Below are 22,509 nucleotides of genomic sequence, written 5' to 3' on the forward strand. Positions count from 1 at the left end.
TTACTCCATCATTTTTTCAATGGGCATGACTAAGATAGAGTTAGCGCCGAGGGCCTTGAGCGACTCCATGGTTTCCCAAAACAATGTTTCGCTGCTAACCATGTGCAGGGCCACGTAATCATCGCTGCCAGCGAGTGCAAGCAAGGTGGGTTGTCCGGTCCCCGGAAGTAAAGCGCAGATATCATCAAGCTTGGCCTTTGGCGCGTGCATCATGATGTATTTGCTTTCCTTCGCTTGTTTGACACCGCGTAGGCGCGGCATCAGCTTGTCGATTAGCGCCAGCTTATCATCATTAGCGAGCTCTTGATTTTGGATTAGGCAGGCATTGGACTCTAAAATAGTGTCGCCTTGCATCAGGCCGTTGGCCTCTAGGGTGGCACCGGTCGATACCAAGTCACAGATGGCATCAGCCAGTCCAGCACGCGGCGCAACCTCGACCGAGCCGGTGAGCATAACTACACTGGCATCAATGTTCTCACGCTCTAGATATTGGCTTAGAATTTCAGGGTAGGTGGTGGCGATACGTTTGCCGTTGAACCACTGCTTGTCTTGTGCGCCGAGCTCCTGGGGCCAGGCTAAAGCAAGACGACAGTAACCGAAGTCTAATTTTGCCAGTTTCTTAACGGCAAAGCTGGCGCTGCTGTTGCGGCGTTCGGCTTGCACCTCTTCGAGCACGTTCTCGCCTACGATCCCCAAATCGCACACGCCATCCATAACTAAACCAGGGATATCGTCATCACGTACCCGCAGCACGTCGATAGGCATGTTGGTGGCGTGAGCAATTAAGCGCTGCTCACGCAGATTAAGTTTAACGCCAAGTTGCTTAAGCAGGTTTTGGCAATCTTTGGAAAGACGCCCTGACTTTTGGATTGCGATACGTAAACGTTTGTTATTGCTCATAATTCATTTCCTTAATAGATAAAACTAAAAACCCCGAGGGGAAACCTCGGGGCGAAAATGAATCTTGCTATATCGTCGCCAGAGGTTCCTTTTAGGAATAACCCCCCAGCGAAAGACCTGACAGGCTATTCGGTGCAGTGGTGATGATGATGAATAGTTGTCAGAATCATTGTCATGGTCGTATGCTCTTTAGTGTGTTTGCGTTGTTTGTTGACTACGCATATAGATAATCATAGTTTTTATAAGCAGTGCAACTACTTTTTTACAAAAATTAAAGTATAAGGTATAACGGCCGATAATAGTCTATAGGTACAACTACTTTGTTAGTGTTGATAAAAGGAAAGCGGTATGGATGTTATGATCCCTTTTTTAGGGCGGATAACGCGCCTAGAAGTGCACCACAATGGCGCTTTTCACGTTGCCGGTGTTAAAGATAACAAAGTTGCGAAGGTGCGCAACGAGCGCAAACAAGACAAGGAAGCGCGTGGGCAGGAAACATTTGTTGAAGACACGCAAAAGAAAAAAGGCAAGGACTCATCGCCTCACCTCGATACCTGGGCCTAGTGCTTAGAAGTAAAGGTGCTCTTTGATTTCACCAGCTACTTTAATCTCACACTTGTCACCAGACTTATTATTGGAGCCTTGGATCACCCCGGCAATAGCGCCAAAAGCACCGCCTTGCTCCTGAAGTACCGAACCGAAGTAGCAGTAGCTGGAAAACTCCTCGCCTTTGTACTTGGTACTCATATTCAACGTAGGCGTATATGGAGGGAAACTGCCCTTCATCGCTGGGTCGCCATTAATACTAAGCTCTAATTTATTTTTATCGACATTGTATACGCCACCGAATACATAATCGGTGCCGTTTACTGAAACCGTTTTATCTTGGGCAACACGCGGTGGGGTCGATTTACAGCCACTGAGAAGTGCAGCGGCGACAACGGCAGAGACAACGACTAATTGTTTCATTGTTAAGTCCTTTTAGAGGGTTGTTTTAGCGCCAGAATATTAACCGAGCGTTGCCAAAATGACAACATAATATTGGCCTGTTGGTAGCAACTGATTTTTTCGTTATCATGTGCGCCTGTCCACCGAGCGCAATATCCATGACCATCGAGCAGTTATTCTCGCAAACCGGGCCTTTGGCTCTCGCACTGAAAGGCTACCAACCTCGCCAAGCGCAAATAGATATGGCGCAGGTGTGTGACTCGGCATTAAAGCATTCTCAACAAGCGATTGTTGAAGCAGAAACTGGCACCGGTAAAACCTTTGCTTACTTGCTTCCTGCGTTGGTGAACAAGGGCAAATATATTATCTCCACGGGTTCAAAGGCGTTACAAGAACAGCTCTATCACCGCGACTTACCTACTGTATACAAAGCGTTGGGCAGTGCTAAAAAGAAAGCACTATTAAAAGGGCGCGCTAATTATGTGTGCCATTATCGCCTTAATCAACATGTTGCTCATGTTCCAAGTGACGACGCCGATATCATGCATCAGTTAGCCATGGTGGCAAAGTTTGCAGCACAAACACGCAGTGGCGATATTGCCGATTGCGTGGGCATCGAAGATGATGCCAAGGTTCTGCCATACGTCACTTCCACTGCTGATAACTGCCTTGGGCGCGAGTGCCCTGATTTCGATAGTTGTTTCATTCGTAAAGCCCGTCAACGCGCCGCAGATGCCGATATCGTCGTCATTAACCATCACTTATTCTTTGCTGATATGGCGGTGAAAGACAGTGGTTTTGCCGAGTTGTTACCTGGGGCCGATGGCTATATTTTTGACGAGGCCCATCAATTGGCCGATATTGCCAGTGACTACTTTGGCGAAACAATATCGACGAAGAAGATTCTCGCTTTTATCACCGACGCGCGAATGCTTTATCGCAGCGAATTACGTGATATGTTGCAACTGGGAAAGACGCTGGACAAATTAGAATCGGCAACCAAGGACATGCGTTTGGCCTTTGGCAGTGACGGCGGGCGCGGAGACTGGCGAAAAGCGCTGACTGATAAAGCCCTGTGTGACGCGATTCACCGTGTTAATAAAGACTTAGCATTTTTAAACCAAGTGCTTAAGTTATGCTTAGAGCGCAGTGAATTGGTGGAGCCGATGTTAGAGCGCTTGATGACATTGAAAGGCCAACTCGATCGCGCTTTTGATGTGTCAGTGCGTGGCTATAGTTACTGGTATGAAGCCACTCGCTACCATTTGACCATTCACATCACCCCGTTAAACATAGCGGCCAAATTCAAAGAGATGCTTAGCGAGCGAGAGGCGGGTTTTGTCTTTACCTCTGCGACATTATCGGTCAATGACAGCTTACAACACTTTAGTGATGCGCTGGGTTTATCTCCTTCGCGTACATTGATGCTGGCCAGTCCTTTTGACTATCAACATCAGGCACTGCTTTGTTTACCTCGCTATCTACCTGAGGCTAATTCCGATGCCATGCCAAGGGCGCTGGTGGGCATTTGTCAGCAAGTTATCCGCGCCGCAAAAGGGCGCTGTTTTTTGCTCTTTACTTCCTATCGTGTCATGCACATGGTCGCTGAGGTATTATGCCAACAGATGGACTATCCAGTGTTTGTGCAAGGGCAAATGTCCAAGCGCTTGTTGCTTGAGCGCTTTACTCGTCATGGCAATGCGGTATTAATGGGCACTGCGTCATTTTGGGAAGGGGTGGATGTGCGCGGCAGCGCGCTGAGCTGCGTGGTGATAGATAAACTGCCTTTTGTGGCCCCCGACGACCCATTGTTACAGGCGAGAATGCAGGACTGTGAGCAAAGTGGCGGCGAACCGTTTGCGCAGATTCAACTGCCAAGAGCGGTTATAGCGCTCAAGCAGGGGGTTGGCCGGCTGATCCGTGATAGCCAAGATCGCGGTGTTTTAGTATTATGTGATAACAGAGTCATCACCCGCGACTACGGCCAAGTCTTTCTAAAAAGCTTGCCGAATATGCGTCGTAGCCGTGATATGAATGAAGTAAATGCCTTTTTAGCAGCAATAGATTAACCATGACCAACACCATTTTAGCCATCGATGCTTCCACAGAAGCGCTTTCTATCGCCTTAACCCACCAAGGACAGCAATATTGTTTCTTTGATGTCTGTCCACAGCAGCACAGCCAACGTATTTTAACTGAAATAGACACGCTACTTGCCAAGGCCAATTGCGCGCTAAAAGAGGTGGACGTTATCGGCTATTGCGAAGGACCAGGTAGCTTCACCGGCGTGCGCATCAGCGTCTCGGTGGCTCAAGGGCTCGCATTTTCAGCGCAAAAGCCCGTTGTCGGTATCTCTTCGCTTAGCATGATGGCGCAGCAAGCGATAGAGCAACGTGGTGTAAGCAAAGTAGTGTCAGCCATTGATGCGCGTATGGGCGAGCTTTATGTGGGTGCTTTTGAGAATATCAATGGCCTTGCCACGCTGGTAGGCACGCAGCAGGTGGTGAAGCCAGAAGCACTCGCAGTCCCTTTTGATGCGGCTCTTGCGGTTGGCACCGGGTGGCAAAGTTACCCTGATTTAGCTCATTCAGTAGCCGGCATTAGCGTTGATGAGCACATTACCTTACCGAATAGTCAGTTTATGCTGGCGCTGGTGGCAGAGCAATTTGCACAAGGCCAACAACACAGTGCCAGTGAAGCGCAGCCGGTGTATGTTCGTGACACGGTAACGTGGAAGAAATTACCCGGACGCGAATAAACATTGCGCAAACTCGCTGTTTATATCACACTCAATAAGTCGCTAGATTTTTATATATTAATGGTATGACGATACGTACGGTCAATTCACTCACGACTAACCCAGCGCTGGAACTGAAAAGAAATCAACAGCCTGTGGGAGATGGGCGCGCTCAAGAAAAACCGGCTCTAGAGCAGCCTGCGTCGTCTGTTAAAGACTCCAGCCAAGGTCGTCGCTTAGCGGATGCCTTATATCGTCAGACCATTTACGACCAACCTGCCAATACCCGCACCAGTAATGCGATTGCCACGTATAAAGAATACGCGTTTTTAGAGCGTCGCCAAGAAGTGCAGTCCATGCTTAGCGTGAGTGTCTACGCATAACTTGAGCGACGTTTTTAAATTATGGACATTACCTCTCATTAACGTTAACTTAACTGCTCTTAGAAAATAATAATAAAAGTTGATTAACTCGTGCTTCACCGCGTATTTGATGTACTTGCTCGCGGCGCTGCCAAGTTAGCGGCCAACACCGTTATTCTCTCGCTGCGAGAAGGGTACATAGCCCTCATCCCATTCTTTATTATGGCGGCGCTAGTTTCTTTGGTGACTCACTGGCTTGGCTACGAGCATTTACAGGGCCCTTATGCCTATTTGCATTCTTTTAATAACCTAATATGGACGTTATTTCCGATAACGACATTGCTGTCATTTAGTTACTATTTAGCGAAGAACCTCAAGTTAAATACCTTCGCCGCACCGATTTTAGTGCTTACTTGTTTTTGTGTTGCTACAGGCTATATCTATGCGCTCGATAGCGGTGGGGTGGGTATAAATAATCGCGCCGGTGTGCTGTACACCATTCTTATGCCGATATTTTGTTGCTACCTGTTGCGCTCGGCATTGAGCTTACGTTGGCTTAGAATTATGTCCGTGGGCAATGTCAGCTTGTTTTTGGTCAAGCATCTCAATTTAATGCTGCCATACGTGCTGACCGTTTTTGTGACCTTTGTTTTATTTCCTTATTTTGACTCTGGATTGGGGGCTTGCTTGTCGTGGCTAAGCGCAAGTCACAGTGATTGGAGCCAATGGCAGCAGTTAATGTCGCAAATTATATTTAGCCACGTGTTTTGGCTCTTTGGTATTCATGGCGATAACACTTATCACATACTTGCCTCAGCAGAACTCACAGGTTACGAAGTGGTGCCCGGCCTAGATAACTACAGCTTCTTATCGACCTTTGTGGCTTTAGGTGGCAGTGGTGGCATTTGGGGTCTGCTAATCGCTTGTTTATTACAAGGAAAACAAAGCCATGAGAGCCAGATTGCTAAACTAAGCGCGCCATTTTCATTTTTCAATATCAGTGAAATAATGATGTATGCAGTGCCTGTGGTGTTTAATCCATTTTTTATTATTCCTTTTTTACTCTGTCCATTGGTAAATGCAGCTATCGCCTATGCGCTGCTACAAAGTGGCGCTTTAACCCTAAGCAATATTGATTCAATACCCTGGTTCACTCCGGTGCTATTGAGCGGCTACTTATTAACTGGTGGCTTTATTGGCGTGGCACTGCAAGCGGGATTGGTGGCTATCAATACGCTTGTTTATTTACCCTTTGTACGTGCCAATAGTGCCCATAATATTAGTGGGCGTGAGCTCGATATTTTAGTGAAACGAGTCAGCGCAGGACGGCAATTAGAGCGCCACGTCGAAGCGCAATTCGCAAAGCGTAACACCGCGCAGTTTGCAGACCAGCGCCAGCTACATAAGGTGATCAGTGCCCTCAAAGAAGGCACTCTGTGTTTGTACTACCAGCCCAAAGTCGATAACACCACGCATAAAATCATTGGCTTCGAAGCGCTACTACGCTTAAAGCAAGCGGACGGTCAAATCAAAGCTCCGTGGTTTATTGACGTGCTTGAGCGCTTTGAGATGATGGATGTGGTGGACAGCTTTGTGATTGACCAGTTAGAGCTTGATTTATTGCAGTTTCAGCGCCATCAGATGAACCCTAAAATTAGTTTTAATATTTCTCCCGATAATTTGATTAACCGTCGTTACCGCCGCGTGCTTAAGGCATTCTCTAAGTTTCCTGGGCAAGTTGAGGTTGAAATTCTTGAGTCGTCCTACAATAACAATTTTGAACGCACCAAAGAAATTGTCGATAAATTGCGCGCCGCTCAGATTCTATGTGCGGTAGATGATTTTGGTACCGGCTACTCATGTTTAAACATTTTAAGTAAGCTAAATGTCGATACCATTAAGTTTGACCGCAGCTTGCTTCCGGTTAACGCCGAAGACAAAGCCACCTATTTATATGAAAATATGTCACAGCTTTGTAACAAGTTAGGGTTCAGTGTTGTCGCTGAGGGGGTAGAGTCGCCATTTCACGTTGACTACATAGCAACGCTCCCTGTGAATCTGATGCAAGGCTATTATTTTGACATGCCACTCACGCTTGAACAGGCGATGCGCAGATACAGTAGCTCTTAAGCTGTGATTTAAAGCAATAAAAAAGCCGCTCCAAGAGCGGCTTTTGAGTCTTCAGTTTTCAGTAGGGTTGTTAAACTATGTTAACAAGCAATAAAACATTAACGCATGATTACAATAAGATCAACAATGTTATTTATTGTTAATAAAGTTAATTAGCTTTTGTGCGATGTCAGTGTTGTTTTGCGACCCTATAAATTGTTCTGCGCCGTTGCCATAGGCAAACACAGGAACATCAATAGCAGTATGACCAGAGGTGGTCCATCCGGTAAAACTTGCTTCATTGATTAACTTTTTAACAGTCATGACCAGCGCATCTTCACCCACATTCTTCGCTTGGGTAAGTAAAACCTTACGTGCTTCGGTAAATTCCAATGCCGTGGTTTGTTGCCATACGGTGGCCATATCGTCGCTCGCCAGCAATCGCTCAGCAATGACACCCGCTGTGGCCGTAACGCCTTTAACCACATCGGCGTGCCACAAGTATTGGCCATTGGCACCTATGGTCAAGCCACCGGTGGAGTGATCGGCTGTGATCACCAACAGTGTGTCTGGGTGGGCATCAACATAGGCTTTGGCTTTATCGATGGCATGGGCGAAATCGTCCATTTCTGCCATGGCACAAGCAATATCATTGGCATGGCCGCACCAGTCTATTTGACTGCCTTCGATCATTACAAAGAACGGATTCTCATTGGCTGCGAGTAACGACAGTGCTTTATCGGTCATTTTCGTTAATCGTTTACTCTCTCCATCGAGGGCAAATGGCAAACCTTTAGCGGCATACAGACCCAGGGCTGGAATTTGCTGTAATTGTTCTAATTGACTGAGATTATCGCTGTATTGGTAACCTTGAGCGATAAACTCATTCACTAAGTTTCTATCTTCGCGAATAAAGTACTGTGTACCTCCGCCAAGCATTAAATCCACTGGCAGCGCGCCATTGATTTTATTATCGAAGAAATCATTGGCAATGTCATCGTAGTTACGGCGAGACTCGTTATGTGCAGCAAAGCTTGCAGGGGTCGCATGGTTGATCTGCGATGTGGCGACAAGCGCGGTCGTCATTTTGCGTTCTTTGGCTATCTCAAGCATCGTTTTAAGATCATGCTTGTGAGTATCCACAGCGATGGCACCATTGTAGCTCTTCGTTGCGGTGGACAGAGCCGTTGCGCCAGCCGCGCTGTCAGTGACGATGGTATCGTCATCAGGATAGGTGTGTGCCATGCCCACGAGGATGGAATCGAGTACGGTGGGCTCTACCACATTGGTGCTTTTATCATCAACGTAGTAGCGATAAGCGCTCGTGTAGGCAGGGCCCATACCATCGCCAATCATATAAATAATGTTCTTAGGTGCTGCTTGCTCTGCGTTGGCAAAAAAACTTGCGCAGATCATCGAAGCGAATGTTAGAGTGCGTTTCATAATTTAGTCCTGTTGTGGCTTGGCAACATTTTAAACCCACAAATCAATAAATAAACCGCAATGCGGCAAAAAGGAGTTCAAGTGCCTAGTTTTTCGGTCAAACTGCGCCATCTTCGGCTGCAAGGACAAAGCAACACAGAGTTGGCAATCACAAATAACACTGACACCGTGGTGATCGCCGTGCATGGATGGCAGGATAACAGCAACAGTTTTTTGCCTTTAATGTCTGCCTTAGGTAAGGATTTACCGGTTTATTCAATTGATTGGCCCGGACACGGTTTATCGCAGTGGCGAGGCCAAGACGCACATTATTATTTTATTGATTATGTTGATGACCTTCATCAACTTGTGATGCGTTGCAAGGCCAAATATGTGCACATCATCGGACACTCTCTTGGCGCTATGGTGGCTTCATTGTACTGTGCGTGTTTTCCAGAGCGTATTACCTCACTTTCGCTCATTGAAGGGGTTGGTCTGGTCACCGCAGAGGAGCCTGAGACTAAAAATGTATTCATTCAGGCGCTTAAACATCGAGCCCGCGCAAAAAAAGGGGCGATTTATGAAAGTGCTGAACAGCTCTATGAGCGCCGCGAGGCCGTCAGTGATTTCAATATTGATATTGCTCGGCAACTAATGGCGCGTAATATTGTTAAAAAAGAGCGAGGTGTGATGTTAACAACAGATCCGCGATTAAAGCATTATTCCGCTTTTCGCTACACTAAAGCGCAAGCGCATGCTTTGTTAACACCTATAAAAGTACCCACCTTATTGATAAAGGGGGCGCAAGGTTATTCCATGGTGCACCAAAATGAACAGGAATTTAGTAAGTGCTACAACGACTTAGTTACACATACAGTCGATGGTGGCCATCATTGCCATATGCAAAGCCCGAAGCAATGCGCGCGCCTTATTGGTGCGCACTTGCATCAAAATAGCGCAGAATAATTGTAACTTTGCGATAAATGTGGGAATATCAAAGCAATTTAGAGCAATTGCTCAATTGTGAAAGATAGCAACTTAGATTAAGGTTAGTACTGTTGTGGCGATGAACTCTCAAGCCTGCTAAAAGCGTGGCAATGTTTATCACTCTACAGCGAACTATATGGGCATTGGTTAAGTGTCGTGCTTACTATTTGCCAAACTTATGACTGCTAAGACAAATCATTATAAGAACAAATTAATAGGAGCTTAGTGTGGAAAAAATCTGGCTAAAGCGATATCCAAAAGGTTGCCCAGAGACCATCGATCCCGCTCATTACGACTCTTTACTGTCATTATTCGAGAAAAGTTTTGCGGATTACGCCCAATTACCAGCATTCAAAAATATGGGGGTTACGCTGAGCTATGCTGAGCTAGACCAAGCAACTAAGAAAGTAGCGTCCTACATAAATAATGATCTGGGCTTAAAGCCAGGTGCAAAAGTGGCAGTGATGATGCCCAACTTATTGCAAACACCGGTATCCATACTCGGTATTTTACGGGCGGGGTGCGTGGTTGTTAACGTTAACCCTCTTTACACTGCGCGTGAACTGGAGCATCAACTAAATGACTCCGAAGCGGACGCCATTTTTATTCTTGCCAACTTTGCACACACTTTGGAAAAAGCACTGGGAAAAACCAATGTTAAACACATAGTGGTAACCCAAGTGGGTGACATGGTGGGCGGCCTTAAAAAGCATCTGGTCAACTTCGTTGTTAAGCATATCAAAAAGATGGTACCGAGCTTTGAGCTGCCAAACCCTATCGCTTTCACGGATGTGTTAAAAAACGGTGACGCCAGCCGTTATACGCGCCCAGAGATTACCTTGGACGACCTCGCGTTTTTACAATACACGGGTGGTACAACAGGGGTGTCTAAAGGCGCCATGCTTACCCACGGTAACATGGTGGGCAACTTAGAACAGGTATCCGGTTGTCTCGATAATATTTTAGATAAAGGCAAAGAAATCGTGGTTACGGCGCTGCCGCTATACCACATCTTTGCACTGACGGCGAACTGCTTAACCTTTATGAAGTATGGTGGGTTGAACCTACTCATTACCAACCCACGCGACATGAAAGGCTTTGTAAAAGAGTTGAACGACAATAAATTCACGGTCATGACAGGGGTAAACACCTTATTTAATGGTCTTCTTAATACCGATGGTTTCGCTGACGTAGACTTTTCCAACTTAAAAATGTCGCTCGGTGGCGGTATGGCGGTTCAGCGTCCAGTTGCTGAACGCTGGCAGAAAGTAACCGGTACGCGTTTGGTGGAAGGCTACGGTCTTACCGAGTGTGCGCCGTTGGTTACAGTCTCGCCATATGACTTGGAAGGCTACAACGGCTCTATCGGTTTGCCAGCACCGAGCACAGACATCAAATTGATGCTTGAAGATGGTCAAGAAGCTCCCGCTGGGGAGCCCGGTGAACTCTGGGTTAAAGGTCCACAAGTAATGAAAGGGTACTACAACCGCCCAGATGCTACCGCAGAGTGCCTGCGCGACGGCTGGTTTGCTACCGGTGATATTGCCACTTACGATGACCAAGGTTTTTTCTATATTGTTGATCGGAAAAAGGATATGATTCTGGTATCCGGTTTTAACGTGTTCCCGAACGAAATAGAAGAAGTGGTCGCATCAATGGATGGCGTGCTTGAAGTCGCCGCTGTTGGCGTCCCTCATGATGTTAGTGGTGAGCAAGTTAAATTGTTCGTGGTGAAAAAGGATGCAGCCATTAATGAGCAAGACATTATTAAGCATTGCCGCGAAAACCTGACCAATTACAAAGTGCCTAAATTAGTTGAGTTTAGAGAGGAATTGCCGAAAACCAATGTCGGTAAAATACTCAGACGTGCACTTAAAGACGAATAAGAATAAGCAAACAAACCGGCAATCGCCGGTTTGTTTTTTAAGGAGTATAAGTGGATTACCAGTTAATCACTGAACAGGCTGAACTAGATAGCTTTGTCAATGCTATTAGTCAGGCTGAGACCTTGGCAATAGACACTGAATTTATGCGTCGTCGCACGCTTTATCCCGAAATCGCACTCCTGCAAATTTTTGATGGTCAACATCTTGGTCTTATTGACCCGTTACAGTCTCTTGATTTCACCCAACTTTGGCAGTTACTTAAATGCGAACAAGTGTTAAAAGTGCTGCATTCCCCCTCTGAGGACATCGAAGTTTTCCAAAACTTTGCAGGCTTTGTGCCAGCGCCGCTTTTCGATACCCAGTTTGCATTGCAATTGTTAGGGCAGGGGAACTGCGTGGGGTTTGCGGCGATGGTGAATTCACGCCTCAATATAGAGATTGATAAAAGCGAGTCGCGAACCAATTGGCTACAGCGGCCGTTAAGAGAAAGCCAGTTAGCCTACGCCGCCGCTGATGTTGCGCATCTATTGCCTTGCTATAACGAATTAGTGACACAGATAAGGGCGCAGGGATGGTTTGATTTGGTGATTGCAGAGTCGCAGTTGTTGTCGAAAAAGCGCGCCCATCAAATACCCGATGAGCAGTTATACCGCGAGGTGAAAGGGGCTTGGCAGTTAGCGCCACGGGATCTCGCGATACTAAAAGAGCTAGCCATGTGGCGCCGACAAAAGGCACAACGAAAGAATTTAGCGCTTAATTTCGTGTTGAAAGAAGCCAATATGGTAGAGATCGCCAAGCGTCGGCCAAGCTCACTCAATAGTATGCGTAATATTCCTGGCGTCGAGCCGATGGAAGTGAATCGTTCAGGTAAAGAAATCCTCGCTTGCATCGAGCGGGGTAAAGCGGTGCCTGAGCAAAGCCTTCCTAGTCGCGTAACGCGATTAATGGATTATCGCGGCTACAAACAAACGGCTAAAGACATTAAGCAAAAGATAGCCACCGTTGCCAAGCAAACCGGTATACCTGCCGACGTATTTGCCAGTAAAAAACAAATTAATCAACTTATTAGTTGGCATTGGAAGTACGACGAGCATGAACGCGAGCAGCTATTAGCGCCTGATTTACTACAACCTTGGCGTTTTGATTATGTGCGCGAAGCACTTGCTGATTGGGTGCTTACTTCCAACGAGTGACGATAACTGAGTTCCTTATGCCTACGTGGTTGCTAGTGGTATTGCTTATTGGGCAAATATTTATCGGGTTCTTTGCTGCGATGGCGATGATGTTCATGGCCTGCGCCGAGAATGCACCGACCCTCTCTAAGCGGTTGGACCGCGTTTTAGTCAGCTTATGGGTTACGTTTATAATCGCCTTGGCAGTGAGTGTGGGCATTATCATTGTTGGGCTTATCAACGCCGCGCAATACAGCCACGCCTTACTCATCCCTTGGCCTTTGCTGTTGCTGATAGCGATTATCTGGAGCTGGGTCAGTCTGCGTGCAAAAAGAGACAAGGATAAAAAAAGAGGCTAACTTAGCCTCTTTCTTGTGATTTGCACTGATACGTTACTTTTCGTCATCAGGTAGCGTGACATTGAGCTCTAATACCGCTAAGTCGTCTTCATTTTGCTCTAGCTGCACTTGCACTGCTTCGGCATCAATGGCCACGTATTTACGGATCACTTCAAGGATGTCTTGTTTTAGCTGCGGCAAGTAATCAGGCGTGCCGCGCTGTGAGCGCTCATGAGCGACGATAATTTGCAGCCGCTCTTTAGCCAGCGATGCGCTGGATTTTTTCTGCGAACGAAAATAATCTAGTAATGACACCTTATCCTCCAAAAATCCGTTTGAATAGACCACGCTTCTCAACGTCCAAGAAGCGGAATTCAATTTGCTCACCGAGTAGACGGTTGATGGCATCTAAATAGGCTTGACCGGCATCTGACTCAGCGTCCAATACTACAGGCTGACCTTGGTTTGAGGCATTAAGCACCGCTTGTGACTCTGGGATAACACCCAACAAATCAATAGCCAAAATCTCGTTAACGTCTTCAACCGAAAGCATTTCACCTTTTTGTACGCGCTCTGGATTATAACGGGTAAGCAGCAAATGCTCTTTTACCGGCTCTAGACCTTCCTCTGCACGACGTGATTTGCTCTGTAAAATACCTAGGATACGGTCCGAATCGCGTACTGATGATACCTCAGGGTTCGTGGTCACAATGGCTTCATCTGCAAAATATAGGGCCATCATTGCACCGGCTTCAATGCCCGCTGGCGAATCACACACAATATAGTCAAAGCTCTCTTTCATTTCATTGAGGACTTTTTCGACACCTTCTTTGGTTAACGCGTCTTTGTCGCGAGTTTGCGAAGCGGGGAGCAAAAACAGCTTATCAACACGCTTGTCTTTAATAAGCGCTTGGTTGAGGTTTGCTTCACCATTGATCACATTAACAAAATCATAGACCACGCGGCGCTCACAGCCCATGATTAAATCAAGGTTGCGCAGGCCAATGTCAAAGTCAATGATCGCCGTTTTAAAGCCTTTAAGGGCAAGGCCTGTGCCGATTGCGGCGCTTGAAGTTGTTTTACCAACGCCACCTTTACCTGAAGTAACGACAATAATTTTTGCCATGTGTTTTATCCTTTAACCAAAGCTGATAAATGAAGTGAGTCATCGCGTTGGCGAACTTGGGCTGGCTGGCCCCATAAGTCCCCTTGTAACGAATCACTGATCCAATAGCTGCCATTGACTGAAACAAGTTCGGCTTCAAGTTTTTGGCAGAAGATTGTGGCGTTTGCGTCACCTTGCGCACCGGCAATAGCACGGCCTCGCAAAGTGCCATAAATATGAACATGTCCGTCAGCAATGACCTCGGCGCCATGGCTGACAGAGCCCAAGACAATCAAATCACGTCCTTTAGCATACACCTGCTGACCTGAACGTACGGTGCCTTCTACAACCAAGGTTGGTTCATTTTCTACTTTGGCTGTAGTTTGTGGAGAAGGGGCTTTTTGCTGGCTTTGTTGTGCGTCTTTGGCGTAGTTAAGCACCGACAAGCCGGCTTCTTTCGCACTGCTATGTTGACTGTCACTGCCACTGCATACCCCAACTGGGTTAAAAGCAAGGCGTTTTAATGTGTCTCTTAGCTGGGTGAAATCAAGCGTTGCATCTTGGATTGCTTCAAGATTGATAACGATGGGTGCGCCTGCGAAAAACTTCGGAGCTTGCGCTATTTTAGCATCAAGCTGTTCAGATAAGGCTGCAAGATCCGGTGTTAATAACCGCAACACGGATAACGTGAAGAGATTCCCTTTTAATTCGAATAATTGTTCCGACATAAGCGCTCGTATTCGTGTGGCCGAATTATTTGTTATCGCTTATCTGTGGCGTTGCCATTTTTAACTTGGCAGTCGCAAACAGTGATGAGCGTTGAGCTTTGGCCACTAAACTTACCACATAGATTAGCTCTCATGGTATAGTGTCAAGGTGTGTTTCGCAACAATTTAAAGGCCTTAAGATGCTGTGTGCCATATACAAGAGCAAGAAAAAAGCAGATACCTATTTATATGTACCCAAACGTGATCATTTTGACGATGTTCCTGAGCCGCTGATGGACAGCTTTGGGTCGCCAGAATTTGTGATGTTGATTAATTTAGCAACAAAAAAGCGCTTGGCGCTTGCTGATATTGACAAGGTTAAGGCTGAATTAAGCGACAACGGGTTCTATTTGCAACTACCACCGCCAACTGAGAATATGTTGGACGAATTAAGACAGCAAAATGGAGTAGAGCGTGATTAACACCATCAGCAAGTATATCGCCAGCGCCTTCAAGCCTGTTGCCTTATCCACCTTATGTGTGGCTGGCGCAGCAACAATTACTTTTCCGTCTCTGGCAAACTCGCAGGTAGCAAGTGTTGAACAACAACAGGCGCAGTTTGACGCCTATGTTAAAAAACTGCGCACCGAAGCGCTGGAAAAAGGCTATGACGCAGCCTTAATTGATTCGGCGTTTGCCACTATAGAGTTTAAGCCTAAGGTGATCAGCGCCGATAAAAACCAGCCTGAGGTCAAAGAAACCTTAGAGACTTATCTACCAAAACGGGTGCCGCAATGGAAAATAGACCGCGCCCGTAAACTCTATAAAGAGCATAAACAGACACTGGAAGAAGTGGCTGATAAATTTGGCGTGCAAGCCCGCTTTATCGTTGCGTTGTGGGGGTTAGAAAGTAACTTTGGTCGTATTCAAGGTGGCCACCCAGTGATCTCAAGTTTAGTGACACTGGCTTATGATGGCCGCCGCGAGGCGCTATATAAACGCCAACTTTGGGCGGCGTTAGATATTCTTAAAGACGGCCATATCGACCTTGAACATTTCAAGGGTTCTTGGGCCGGGGCTATGGGGCAAACACAGTTTATGCCCAGCTCCTTTAATGCCTATGCCGTAGATTACAACGGCGATGGCCGCAAGGATATCTGGACCACCGAGGAAGACGCGTTCGCCTCCATTGCTAATTACTTAAAAAGCGTGGGCTGGAATGACTCGCTGACCTGGGGACGACAGGTAAAATTACCTGAGGATTTTGACAGCAACGCGATATTGCAGCGCGGTACTCGCAGCCATAAGCAATGGTTGCAGTACTGGCGTGAGTCCGAGCGCAGTTTAGCGCAGTGGCAAGCACTCGGTGTGCGACGCATGGATGGCAGCGACTTACCACAACGTGATATTACTGCGGCGATGGTGATGCCAGATAATGTCGATGGGCGTATGTATTTAGCCTACGATAATTATAAAGCACTAATGAACTGGAACCGTTCATATTATTTCGCCACCAGTGTCGGCTATTTATCCGACCGCATCGGTTACCCGCCGGTGGAGTAACTTCATACTGGCGTGGCAACACGCTAATTTGCTACACTACGCCCCGGTTCAAAGGGGCGTTTTTATGTTAGAAGATAAGTTTTGGCAGACCAAGTCGTTAGCACAGATGAGTGACCAAGAGTGGGAAGCGATTTGTGATGGTTGTGGTAAATGCTGTTTAAATACCTTTATTGACAGCGACGAAGAACAACAAGAAGACTTTGCTGCCACCACCGAGCTGCGCCCCGGCGAGCGGCTTATCTATACCAACATTGTCTGTCAGTATTTGGATAACAAAACTTGCAACTGCACCGAGTATGCAAACCGCCAGCGCTTAGTTCCTTCATGTGTGAAGCTCACCAAAGACAACATTGACGATATCTTCTTTATGCCTAACAGTTGCAGTTACCGACGACTGCAAGAGGGTCGTGGCTTGGCCAGTTGGCACCCACTACTTAATAAGGGCAAAAAGTCGAAGATGCACAGCGCCGGGATCAGCGTACGCAACAAAACAGTAAAAGACTGTGATGTTGATCTCGAGTACTTCGAAGACCATATTGCTCAATGGCCACAAAACGACTGCGATTAATCCTTTAGACTCAAAGCGGTGATGAAAGCTGAGCGCACGCGCTCATCCTCGTGGTGACAACGTCTGTTCGGGCTTAGTCTACTCAATGTCGAGTTACTAATTTCATTGGCCGATATGTTTGCTTAGTCGTAACTTTCCTGTCGCAGACTCATCCGTTAGCAGTACAAAAGCCGAATGTTAATTGTATACAGTTTGGAACGTTCCAGTAAATATTCTGTGATCTTGTTATGCGGATGTGTAGAATCCGAGACAACAAGTAGAAGGAGAACAACACGTGAGTGAGATGAATAATAATCAGGCTTACGTTGCATCGGCAGATAAACAAAGCAACTACACTTTGCCGCTTGTAGCGATGACCACCTTGTTTTTTCTGTGGGGCTTTATCACCGTTTTAAACGATTTACTGATCCCCAGATTGAAAGCAGTTTTTGACTTAACCTATACCGAAGCCATGCTGATTCAGTTCTGCTTCTTTGGCGCATATTTCATTATGTCGTTGCCAGCGGGTTACTTAGTTAAGCGATTTGGCTATAAGAACGGTGTTGTCAGTGGCTTAATCGTTGCCTCTATCGGCTGCTTACTGTTTTACCCAGCCGTGGCCGTACACGAGTATTGGTTGTTTTTAGGCGCACTATTTGTGTTAGCTTCTGGGGTGACCATTCTACAAGTCTCTGCTAACCCCTATGTGGCCGCATTAGGCCCGGCGCAAACCGCCTCCAGTCGATTAAATTTGGCGCAGGCTCTTAATTCGTTAGGCACCACTGTGGGGCCTATTATCGGCAAAATTTTATTGTTTGGCGGCAGTGCTGCGCTGGTTACCGAGGCTGCAACGGCGGACACGGTAAAAATTCCTTATTTAATGCTCGCCGCTGCGCTATTAACGATTGCCGTTGTCTTTGCAGTGTTGAAGCTGCCCGTGATCAAAGAACATACTGAAGAATTCGACTGCAAAGCCAAAAACCACACTTTATTAGAAGCCCCTCACTTGGTTTTCGGTGTTGGCGCTATCTTTTGTTATGTTGGCGGCGAAGTGGCCATTGGTAGTTTTCTTGTTAATTACTTTGGCGAAGCGCATATTGCTGGTCTAGCTGAGCACGAGGCGGCCCACCTCATTTCTTATTACTGGGGCGGTGCCATGGTCGGGCGCTTTATTGGCTCGGCAGCATTACAAAAAATTGCGCCGCACAAAGCACTACTCTTTAATGCTGTGGCCACCATTGTATTGCTGCTTGTCACTATTAATAGCCAAGGGATGGTGGCCATGTGGTCTGTACTGGCTATCGGCTTGTTTAATTCAATTATGTTCCCCACCATTTTCACACTTGCTATTGCAGCGCTTAGCTCACTCACCAGTCGCGGCTCGGGGTGGTTATGCTTGGCCATTGTTGGTGGTGCGTTTATTCCTCTCGTCCAAGGTTATGTAGCCGACACTGTGAGTTTGCAGTTAAGCTTCTATGTGCCGCTTGTGTGTTACGTATATATCGCTTGGTATGCGATGAGTACACCCAAGTTACAAGGAAAGTGGCAAGAGAAAATCGAAAAATAGCAGTACGATATATTTAAGCTTTGAAACACCGCCCTGATGCTTGTCAGGGCGGTTTTGTTTTAAGCTCGGTGAATACGTATTCATTACTCCTGTTTACCAATATCCGCTGGAACGTTCCATTTTATCTTTCACCTATTTTTGGCTCCCAACAAGCTTGCTACCAAACGTTCTCCTTTGTAATACGGGTATACACAGATGAGCTCGCGCACATACGCCTCTGCGGCCAGTTAACGTCACTTATATGGCACAATTGTTACAGCTGTAATTAAACTGTATTAATAGCGCAACACCACTGTCACTTTCCTTCTCTACACTCTCGCACATCTTACATTCGTGTCGGATTTCCGGCTAAGCATTCGAGCTAAACATAAGGTGTATGCGATGAAAGGCGTTAAACCCCTGATATTAGCCACAGTTGTGGCGGCCACCAGCCCCGTGCTGATGGCTAATGAACTGGACACTGTTAAAAACAAAAGCAGTGAAATTAATGAGTTAGCGAAAAAATCTCAAAATAAAATCGATAACATCGCTGATTCAATGCAAAACCGCTTGCAAAAGTTTAAGGCACTCAACAAAGAAATAGACGGCCTCAGCGTCTACAACGCGCAGTTGCAAAAGCAAATTGCCAATCAAGTTGAAGAAATGGACAACCTTAACGCGTCGATGGACCAAGTATCGGTGATCGAGCGACAAATCACGCCACTGATGTTGCGAATGATCAATGGCCTTGAGCAGTTTGTTGCGCTAGATGTGCCTTTTTTACAGCAAGAGCGCAGCGAGCGTATTGCTGAGTTGCATGCGTTGATGGAGCGCGCCGACGTGGCATCAAGTGAAAAGTTCCGCCGTGTGCTCGAAGCCTATCAGGTTGAGGTCGACTATGGTCGCACCATCGAGGCCTATACCGCTTTACAGGATGTAGATGGCAAAGAACGCGAGGTTGATTTCCTGCGCATTGGTCGCTTAGAGCTTATTTATTTGACCCGTGACAGCCAGCAAGCCGGCGCCTGGGATAAAGAACAAAAAGCATTTGTAAAACTTGATGATTCGGCCATTAGCCAAATTAACAAAGGTCTGCGTATTGCGCGTAAACAGCTAGCCCCAGACATGTTAACCCTGCCTATCCAAGCTGCGGAATAAGAGGTACCGACAATGAAATTAATGAAACAGTTTACCCGAAGCGCAGCCTTGGTTGCCACTTTGGCGTTATCGCACTCTGCTTTAGCCGCAGATGCTATGGATTTAGATGCGCTATTAAAAACACTCGAGCAGGGTAAAGTTGCCCAGTCTGCGGAAAATAAAGAGCGTGAGCAGGCATTTATGGCCCGCGAAAACGAACAATTACAGATGCTGCGTCAGGCCGAGCAAACTCGCAACGCCAAGCTTCAAGAGTCTGAACAACTAGAAACGCGTTTCGAAGAAAACGAAGTAAAACTTGCACAGCTATCCGATACCTTGCAAAACCGCATGGGCACACTCAAAGAATTGTTTGGTGTGCTGCAGCAAGAAGCAGGCGAGAGTGCCAATAAGTTTGCTACTTCGGTTATCTCAGCACAGCTTCCAGGGCGTGATGAGTTCATGGAAGAAATGGCCCAAAAAATGGGTTCAAGTTCGAAACTTGCTTCTATCGAAGACATAGAGAAGGTGTGGTTTGAGCTGCAGCGAGAGATGACCGAGCAGGGCAAAGTCACACGCTTTAATACCGAAGTGATCGTTGCCGGCGGCGCTAAAGAAAACAAAGAAGTGCTGCGTGTCGGCGCATTTAACCTTATTGCCGATGGCAAGTACCTTGAGTACAACAATGTCACCGATACCTTATCTGAATTGACTCGCCAGCCCGTAGACCGTTACACCGCCAGTGCTCAAGACTTACAACAAGCCACTGACGGCTTTGTGCAGTTCGCGTTGGACCCAACAGGCGGCTCTATTTTAGGCTTACTAGTTCAGGCTCCAGGTACTGAAGAGCGGGTGCATCAAGGCGGCACTGTGGGTTATGTGATTCTCGCGGTTGGCGCATTGGCGCTATTAATTGCCATTGAGCGATTCATTTCTTTGCTTATTATTGGCAGCAAAATTCGTCGCCAGCTTAAAGACGATGTTGCCCGCGACGATAACCCGCTTGGGCGTGTGATGAAGGTGAAAGACCAATACCCTCACGTGGCGCACGATACCCTTGAGCTGAAACTGTCCGAAGCAATTTTACGCGAGATGCCAAAAATCACGCGTAACCTCACGCTTATTAAAATTATCTCTGTGGTGGCGCCGCTGCTGGGCTTACTCGGTACGGTCACCGGTATGATTAATACCTTCCAAGCGATTACCTTATTCGGCACCGGCGACCCTAAGTTAATGGCTGGGGGCATATCTCAAGCCTTAGTGACAACGGTACTAGGTTTGGTCGTCGCTATACCGACGGTATTCCTTTATACCCTGCTTAATACACGCTCAAAGAACTTGTTGCTTATTTTGCAAGAGCAAAGTGCCGGTCTTATTGCTGAGCGCAGCGAAAAGGGAGCGTAAATCATGGTGCTATTGATTGATTGGATCAATGCAATTCGTGATTTTCTCGATACGGGTGGCCAGGTGCTCCTGGTCATCGGCATCCTCATCTTTGCCATGTGGTTGCTGATTTTGGAGCGCTTTATGTACTTCTTCCATGGCTATGGCAAGTACAAAAAATCGGTGCGCACGCAGTGGCAAAACCGCAGTGAGCGTAACAGCTGGAATGCCGAGCAAATTCGCCAAGCGATGATCTCACGGGCGGGAATGAAGCTTAACGCTAATCTTGCTCTGATCAATGTCATGGTTGCACTGTGTCCGCTGCTCGGTCTACTAGGTACAGTAACTGGCATGATTGAGGTATTTGACGTTATGGCTATTACTGGCACCGGCAGTGCCCGTTCCATGGCCTCTGGGGTGTCGAAAGCGACTATCCCCACCATGGCCGGGATGGTCGGCGCGTTGTCTGGGGTGTTTGCCTCAACATTTTTACAGCGCCGCGCCAAACGAGAAGTCGAATTGTTAGAAGATAAAATGGTCTTGGACCACTAGTTGCGATGATGCCTGTGCTTGGGCACAGGCAAGGAGAAAAAAATGAGAGCCCCTTTAGGTAAAATATTTCAAGAAGAAGAAGCAGAAGAAATTAACATGACGCCGATGCTGGATGTGGTCTTCATCATGCTTATTTTCTTTATCGTTACCGCGTCTTTTGTCAAAGAGTCAGGTATTGATGTAAACCGCCCAGAAGCGGCAACGGCGGTGAAAAAAGAGCGCGCCAATATTCTTGTCGCTATCTCTGATAAGGGCGAGGTGTGGATCAATAAACGGGAAGTAGACGTGCGCGCGGTGCAAGCGAATATCGAGCGTTTAAAAGCCGAAAACCCACAAGGCAGCGTGGTGATTCAAGCGGATAAGAAAGCCACTACTGATACCCTGATCAAGGTGATGGATGCCGCGAGAGCTGCGGGCGTATTTGACGTGTCAATTGCGGCTCAAGAGGCCTAAGGAGCTGCCATCATGCGTTATTTTATCGCCCTGATAGTCGCTGCGGTGGTGACCTTTATGCTGTTTTTAGGCATGCAGGCATTAATCTCCGGTGGCGAGGGAGCCATGACTGAGCCAGCTAAAGGCAACGTACTTGATTTTGTGCGCCTTAAGCAAGAAGAAACCGTCGAGAAAAAAGAGCGTAAACCGCAGAAACCACCGAAGCCAAAAGAGCCGCCACCACCGATGGACTCGCCGCAAACACAAAGCAGCGATCCTAACGCCAGCAGCGGTAATTTCGACTTTGCTGCCGATGTCAGTGCTGATGTCGACATTGGTAAAGGCTTAGCGCTAGAAAGCAGCGACGGTGAGTATTTGCCCATTGTTAAAGTCTCGCCTGTGTATCCACGCCGAGCTTTATCACGCGGTATTGAAGGTTATGTCATTGTCGAATTTACAGTGACTAAACAAGGCACCGTACGCGACCCGAAGGTACTTAAAGCCGAGCCTGAGAGTATTTTCGATAGAGCTGCAATGGATGCGGCTAAAAAATTCAAATACAAGCCGCGTATCGTTAATGGCGAGGCGGTAGAAGTGGCAGGGGTGCAAAACCGCATCACCTTCCAAATCAACGGTTAATGAGTGTGCCCCGCAGTGGGCACCTGTTGCGATTATGAGG

The 22,509-nt window shown here is 47.0% G+C and carries 24 protein-coding genes; 18 read left to right on the forward strand and 6 right to left on the reverse strand.

Annotation, left to right across the window (positions count from 1 at the left end; all coding sequences use genetic code 11):
- Positions 1-900 (reverse strand): ATP phosphoribosyltransferase, encoded by a 900-nt coding sequence (hisG, locus tag FIU82_RS17060; RefSeq protein WP_152441712.1) that lies wholly within the window; start codon positions 898-900, stop codon positions 1-3.
- Positions 901-1,248: 348 nt separating this feature from the next.
- Between hisG and FIU82_RS17065 the strand changes: the two genes are divergently transcribed.
- Positions 1,249-1,464, forward strand: coding sequence for a hypothetical protein (locus FIU82_RS17065; RefSeq protein WP_053909412.1), 216 nt, complete (start codon positions 1,249-1,251; stop codon positions 1,462-1,464).
- Between the two features lie 3 nt (positions 1,465-1,467).
- Here the strand turns inward: FIU82_RS17065 and FIU82_RS17070 are convergent, their stop codons facing one another.
- A complete protein-coding gene (locus FIU82_RS17070; RefSeq protein ID WP_022946838.1) occupies positions 1,468-1,869 on the reverse strand; it encodes a hypothetical protein in 402 nt (133 codons plus the stop codon).
- A gap of 131 nt (positions 1,870-2,000) precedes the next feature.
- On the opposite strand from FIU82_RS17070, the gene FIU82_RS17075 reads away from it, so the two are divergent.
- The 4 genes from FIU82_RS17075 to FIU82_RS17090 all read left to right on the forward strand — a co-directional run bounded on the left by FIU82_RS17075 (position 2,001) and on the right by FIU82_RS17090 (position 7,077).
- The gene (locus FIU82_RS17075) at positions 2,001-3,917 is read left to right on the forward strand and encodes an ATP-dependent DNA helicase (protein ID WP_100229312.1); all 1,917 of its coding nucleotides are present in this window, start codon (positions 2,001-2,003) and stop codon (positions 3,915-3,917) included.
- Positions 3,918-3,919: 2 nt separating this feature from the next.
- Entirely contained in the window at positions 3,920-4,606 is a 687-nt protein-coding gene (tsaB, locus tag FIU82_RS17080) for a tRNA (adenosine(37)-N6)-threonylcarbamoyltransferase complex dimerization subunit type 1 TsaB (RefSeq protein ID WP_152441713.1), read from the forward strand.
- A 65-nt stretch (positions 4,607-4,671) separates the two neighbouring features.
- Entirely contained in the window at positions 4,672-4,968 is a 297-nt protein-coding gene (locus tag FIU82_RS17085; protein WP_151174199.1) for a hypothetical protein, read from the forward strand.
- Positions 4,969-5,058: 90 nt separating this feature from the next.
- Positions 5,059-7,077 (forward strand): EAL domain-containing protein, encoded by a 2,019-nt coding sequence (locus FIU82_RS17090; RefSeq protein ID WP_253946371.1) that lies wholly within the window; start codon positions 5,059-5,061, stop codon positions 7,075-7,077.
- 129 nt (positions 7,078-7,206) lie between these two features.
- Here FIU82_RS17090 and FIU82_RS17095 read toward each other — a convergent pair whose 3' ends face one another.
- Positions 7,207-8,499 (reverse strand): alkaline phosphatase, encoded by a 1,293-nt coding sequence (locus FIU82_RS17095; protein ID WP_152441714.1) that lies wholly within the window; start codon positions 8,497-8,499, stop codon positions 7,207-7,209.
- A gap of 81 nt (positions 8,500-8,580) precedes the next feature.
- Between FIU82_RS17095 and FIU82_RS17100 the strand changes: the two genes are divergently transcribed.
- From FIU82_RS17100 to FIU82_RS17115, 4 genes are all read left to right on the forward strand, one after another.
- Positions 8,581-9,444 (forward strand): alpha/beta fold hydrolase, encoded by an 864-nt coding sequence (locus tag FIU82_RS17100; protein ID WP_172972751.1) that lies wholly within the window; start codon positions 8,581-8,583, stop codon positions 9,442-9,444.
- 248 nt (positions 9,445-9,692) lie between these two features.
- Positions 9,693-11,351 carry a long-chain-fatty-acid--CoA ligase FadD gene (gene fadD, locus FIU82_RS17105; RefSeq protein ID WP_152441716.1) on the forward strand — a complete coding sequence of 553 codons (1,659 nt, stop codon included), beginning with the start codon at positions 9,693-9,695 and terminating at the stop codon, positions 11,349-11,351.
- A 50-nt stretch (positions 11,352-11,401) separates the two neighbouring features.
- Positions 11,402-12,544, forward strand: a complete 1,143-nt coding sequence (gene rnd, locus FIU82_RS17110; RefSeq protein WP_152441717.1) for a ribonuclease D — start codon at positions 11,402-11,404, stop codon at positions 12,542-12,544.
- Positions 12,545-12,561: 17 nt separating this feature from the next.
- Complete coding sequence (locus tag FIU82_RS17115; RefSeq protein WP_138587390.1) at positions 12,562-12,882, forward strand: hypothetical protein; 321 nt, start codon at positions 12,562-12,564, stop codon at positions 12,880-12,882.
- Positions 12,883-12,915: 33 nt separating this feature from the next.
- Here the strand turns inward: FIU82_RS17115 and minE are convergent, their stop codons facing one another.
- The 3 genes from minE to minC are packed head-to-tail and all read right to left on the reverse strand — an operon-like array spanning position 12,916 to position 14,694.
- A complete protein-coding gene (gene minE / locus FIU82_RS17120) occupies positions 12,916-13,176 on the reverse strand; it encodes a cell division topological specificity factor MinE (protein ID WP_022946848.1) in 261 nt (86 codons plus the stop codon).
- Position 13,177: 1 nt separating this feature from the next.
- Entirely contained in the window at positions 13,178-13,987 is an 810-nt protein-coding gene (gene minD / locus FIU82_RS17125; RefSeq protein ID WP_022946849.1) for a septum site-determining protein MinD, read from the reverse strand.
- A 5-nt stretch (positions 13,988-13,992) separates the two neighbouring features.
- Positions 13,993-14,694, reverse strand: a complete 702-nt coding sequence (gene minC / locus FIU82_RS17130) for a septum site-determining protein MinC (RefSeq protein WP_138587389.1) — start codon at positions 14,692-14,694, stop codon at positions 13,993-13,995.
- Positions 14,695-14,873: 179 nt separating this feature from the next.
- Here minC and FIU82_RS17135 point away from each other — a divergent pair, with 179 nt between their 5' ends.
- The 9 genes from FIU82_RS17135 to FIU82_RS17175 all read left to right on the forward strand — a co-directional run bounded on the left by FIU82_RS17135 (position 14,874) and on the right by FIU82_RS17175 (position 22,469).
- On the forward strand, positions 14,874-15,155 hold the full coding sequence (locus FIU82_RS17135) for a YcgL domain-containing protein (RefSeq protein WP_138548241.1): 282 nt from the start codon (positions 14,874-14,876) through the stop codon (positions 15,153-15,155).
- A 76-nt stretch (positions 15,156-15,231) separates the two neighbouring features.
- Entirely contained in the window at positions 15,232-16,236 is a 1,005-nt protein-coding gene (locus tag FIU82_RS17140; RefSeq protein ID WP_053909691.1) for a lytic transglycosylase domain-containing protein, read from the forward strand.
- A 64-nt stretch (positions 16,237-16,300) separates the two neighbouring features.
- On the forward strand, positions 16,301-16,804 hold the full coding sequence (locus FIU82_RS17145) for a YcgN family cysteine cluster protein (RefSeq protein ID WP_152441718.1): 504 nt from the start codon (positions 16,301-16,303) through the stop codon (positions 16,802-16,804).
- A gap of 274 nt (positions 16,805-17,078) precedes the next feature.
- Positions 17,079-18,350 carry a sugar MFS transporter gene (locus FIU82_RS17150; RefSeq protein WP_152441719.1) on the forward strand — a complete coding sequence of 424 codons (1,272 nt, stop codon included), beginning with the start codon at positions 17,079-17,081 and terminating at the stop codon, positions 18,348-18,350.
- Positions 18,351-18,731: 381 nt separating this feature from the next.
- A complete protein-coding gene (locus tag FIU82_RS17155) occupies positions 18,732-19,487 on the forward strand; it encodes a DUF3450 domain-containing protein (RefSeq protein ID WP_152441720.1) in 756 nt (251 codons plus the stop codon).
- Positions 19,488-19,499: 12 nt separating this feature from the next.
- Positions 19,500-20,867, forward strand: a complete 1,368-nt coding sequence (locus tag FIU82_RS17160) for a MotA/TolQ/ExbB proton channel family protein (protein ID WP_130146395.1) — start codon at positions 19,500-19,502, stop codon at positions 20,865-20,867.
- Between the two features lie 3 nt (positions 20,868-20,870).
- A complete protein-coding gene (locus tag FIU82_RS17165; RefSeq protein ID WP_022946857.1) occupies positions 20,871-21,398 on the forward strand; it encodes a MotA/TolQ/ExbB proton channel family protein in 528 nt (175 codons plus the stop codon).
- Between the two features lie 42 nt (positions 21,399-21,440).
- A complete protein-coding gene (locus tag FIU82_RS17170) occupies positions 21,441-21,851 on the forward strand; it encodes a biopolymer transporter ExbD (RefSeq protein ID WP_022946858.1) in 411 nt (136 codons plus the stop codon).
- A gap of 12 nt (positions 21,852-21,863) precedes the next feature.
- Complete coding sequence (locus FIU82_RS17175; protein WP_022946859.1) at positions 21,864-22,469, forward strand: energy transducer TonB; 606 nt, start codon at positions 21,864-21,866, stop codon at positions 22,467-22,469.
- Positions 22,470-22,509: the final 40 nt, after the last annotated feature.

The organism is Pseudoalteromonas sp. THAF3 (assembly GCF_009363775.1).
GTDB classification, from domain to species: domain Bacteria; phylum Pseudomonadota; class Gammaproteobacteria; order Enterobacterales; family Alteromonadaceae; genus Pseudoalteromonas; species Pseudoalteromonas ruthenica.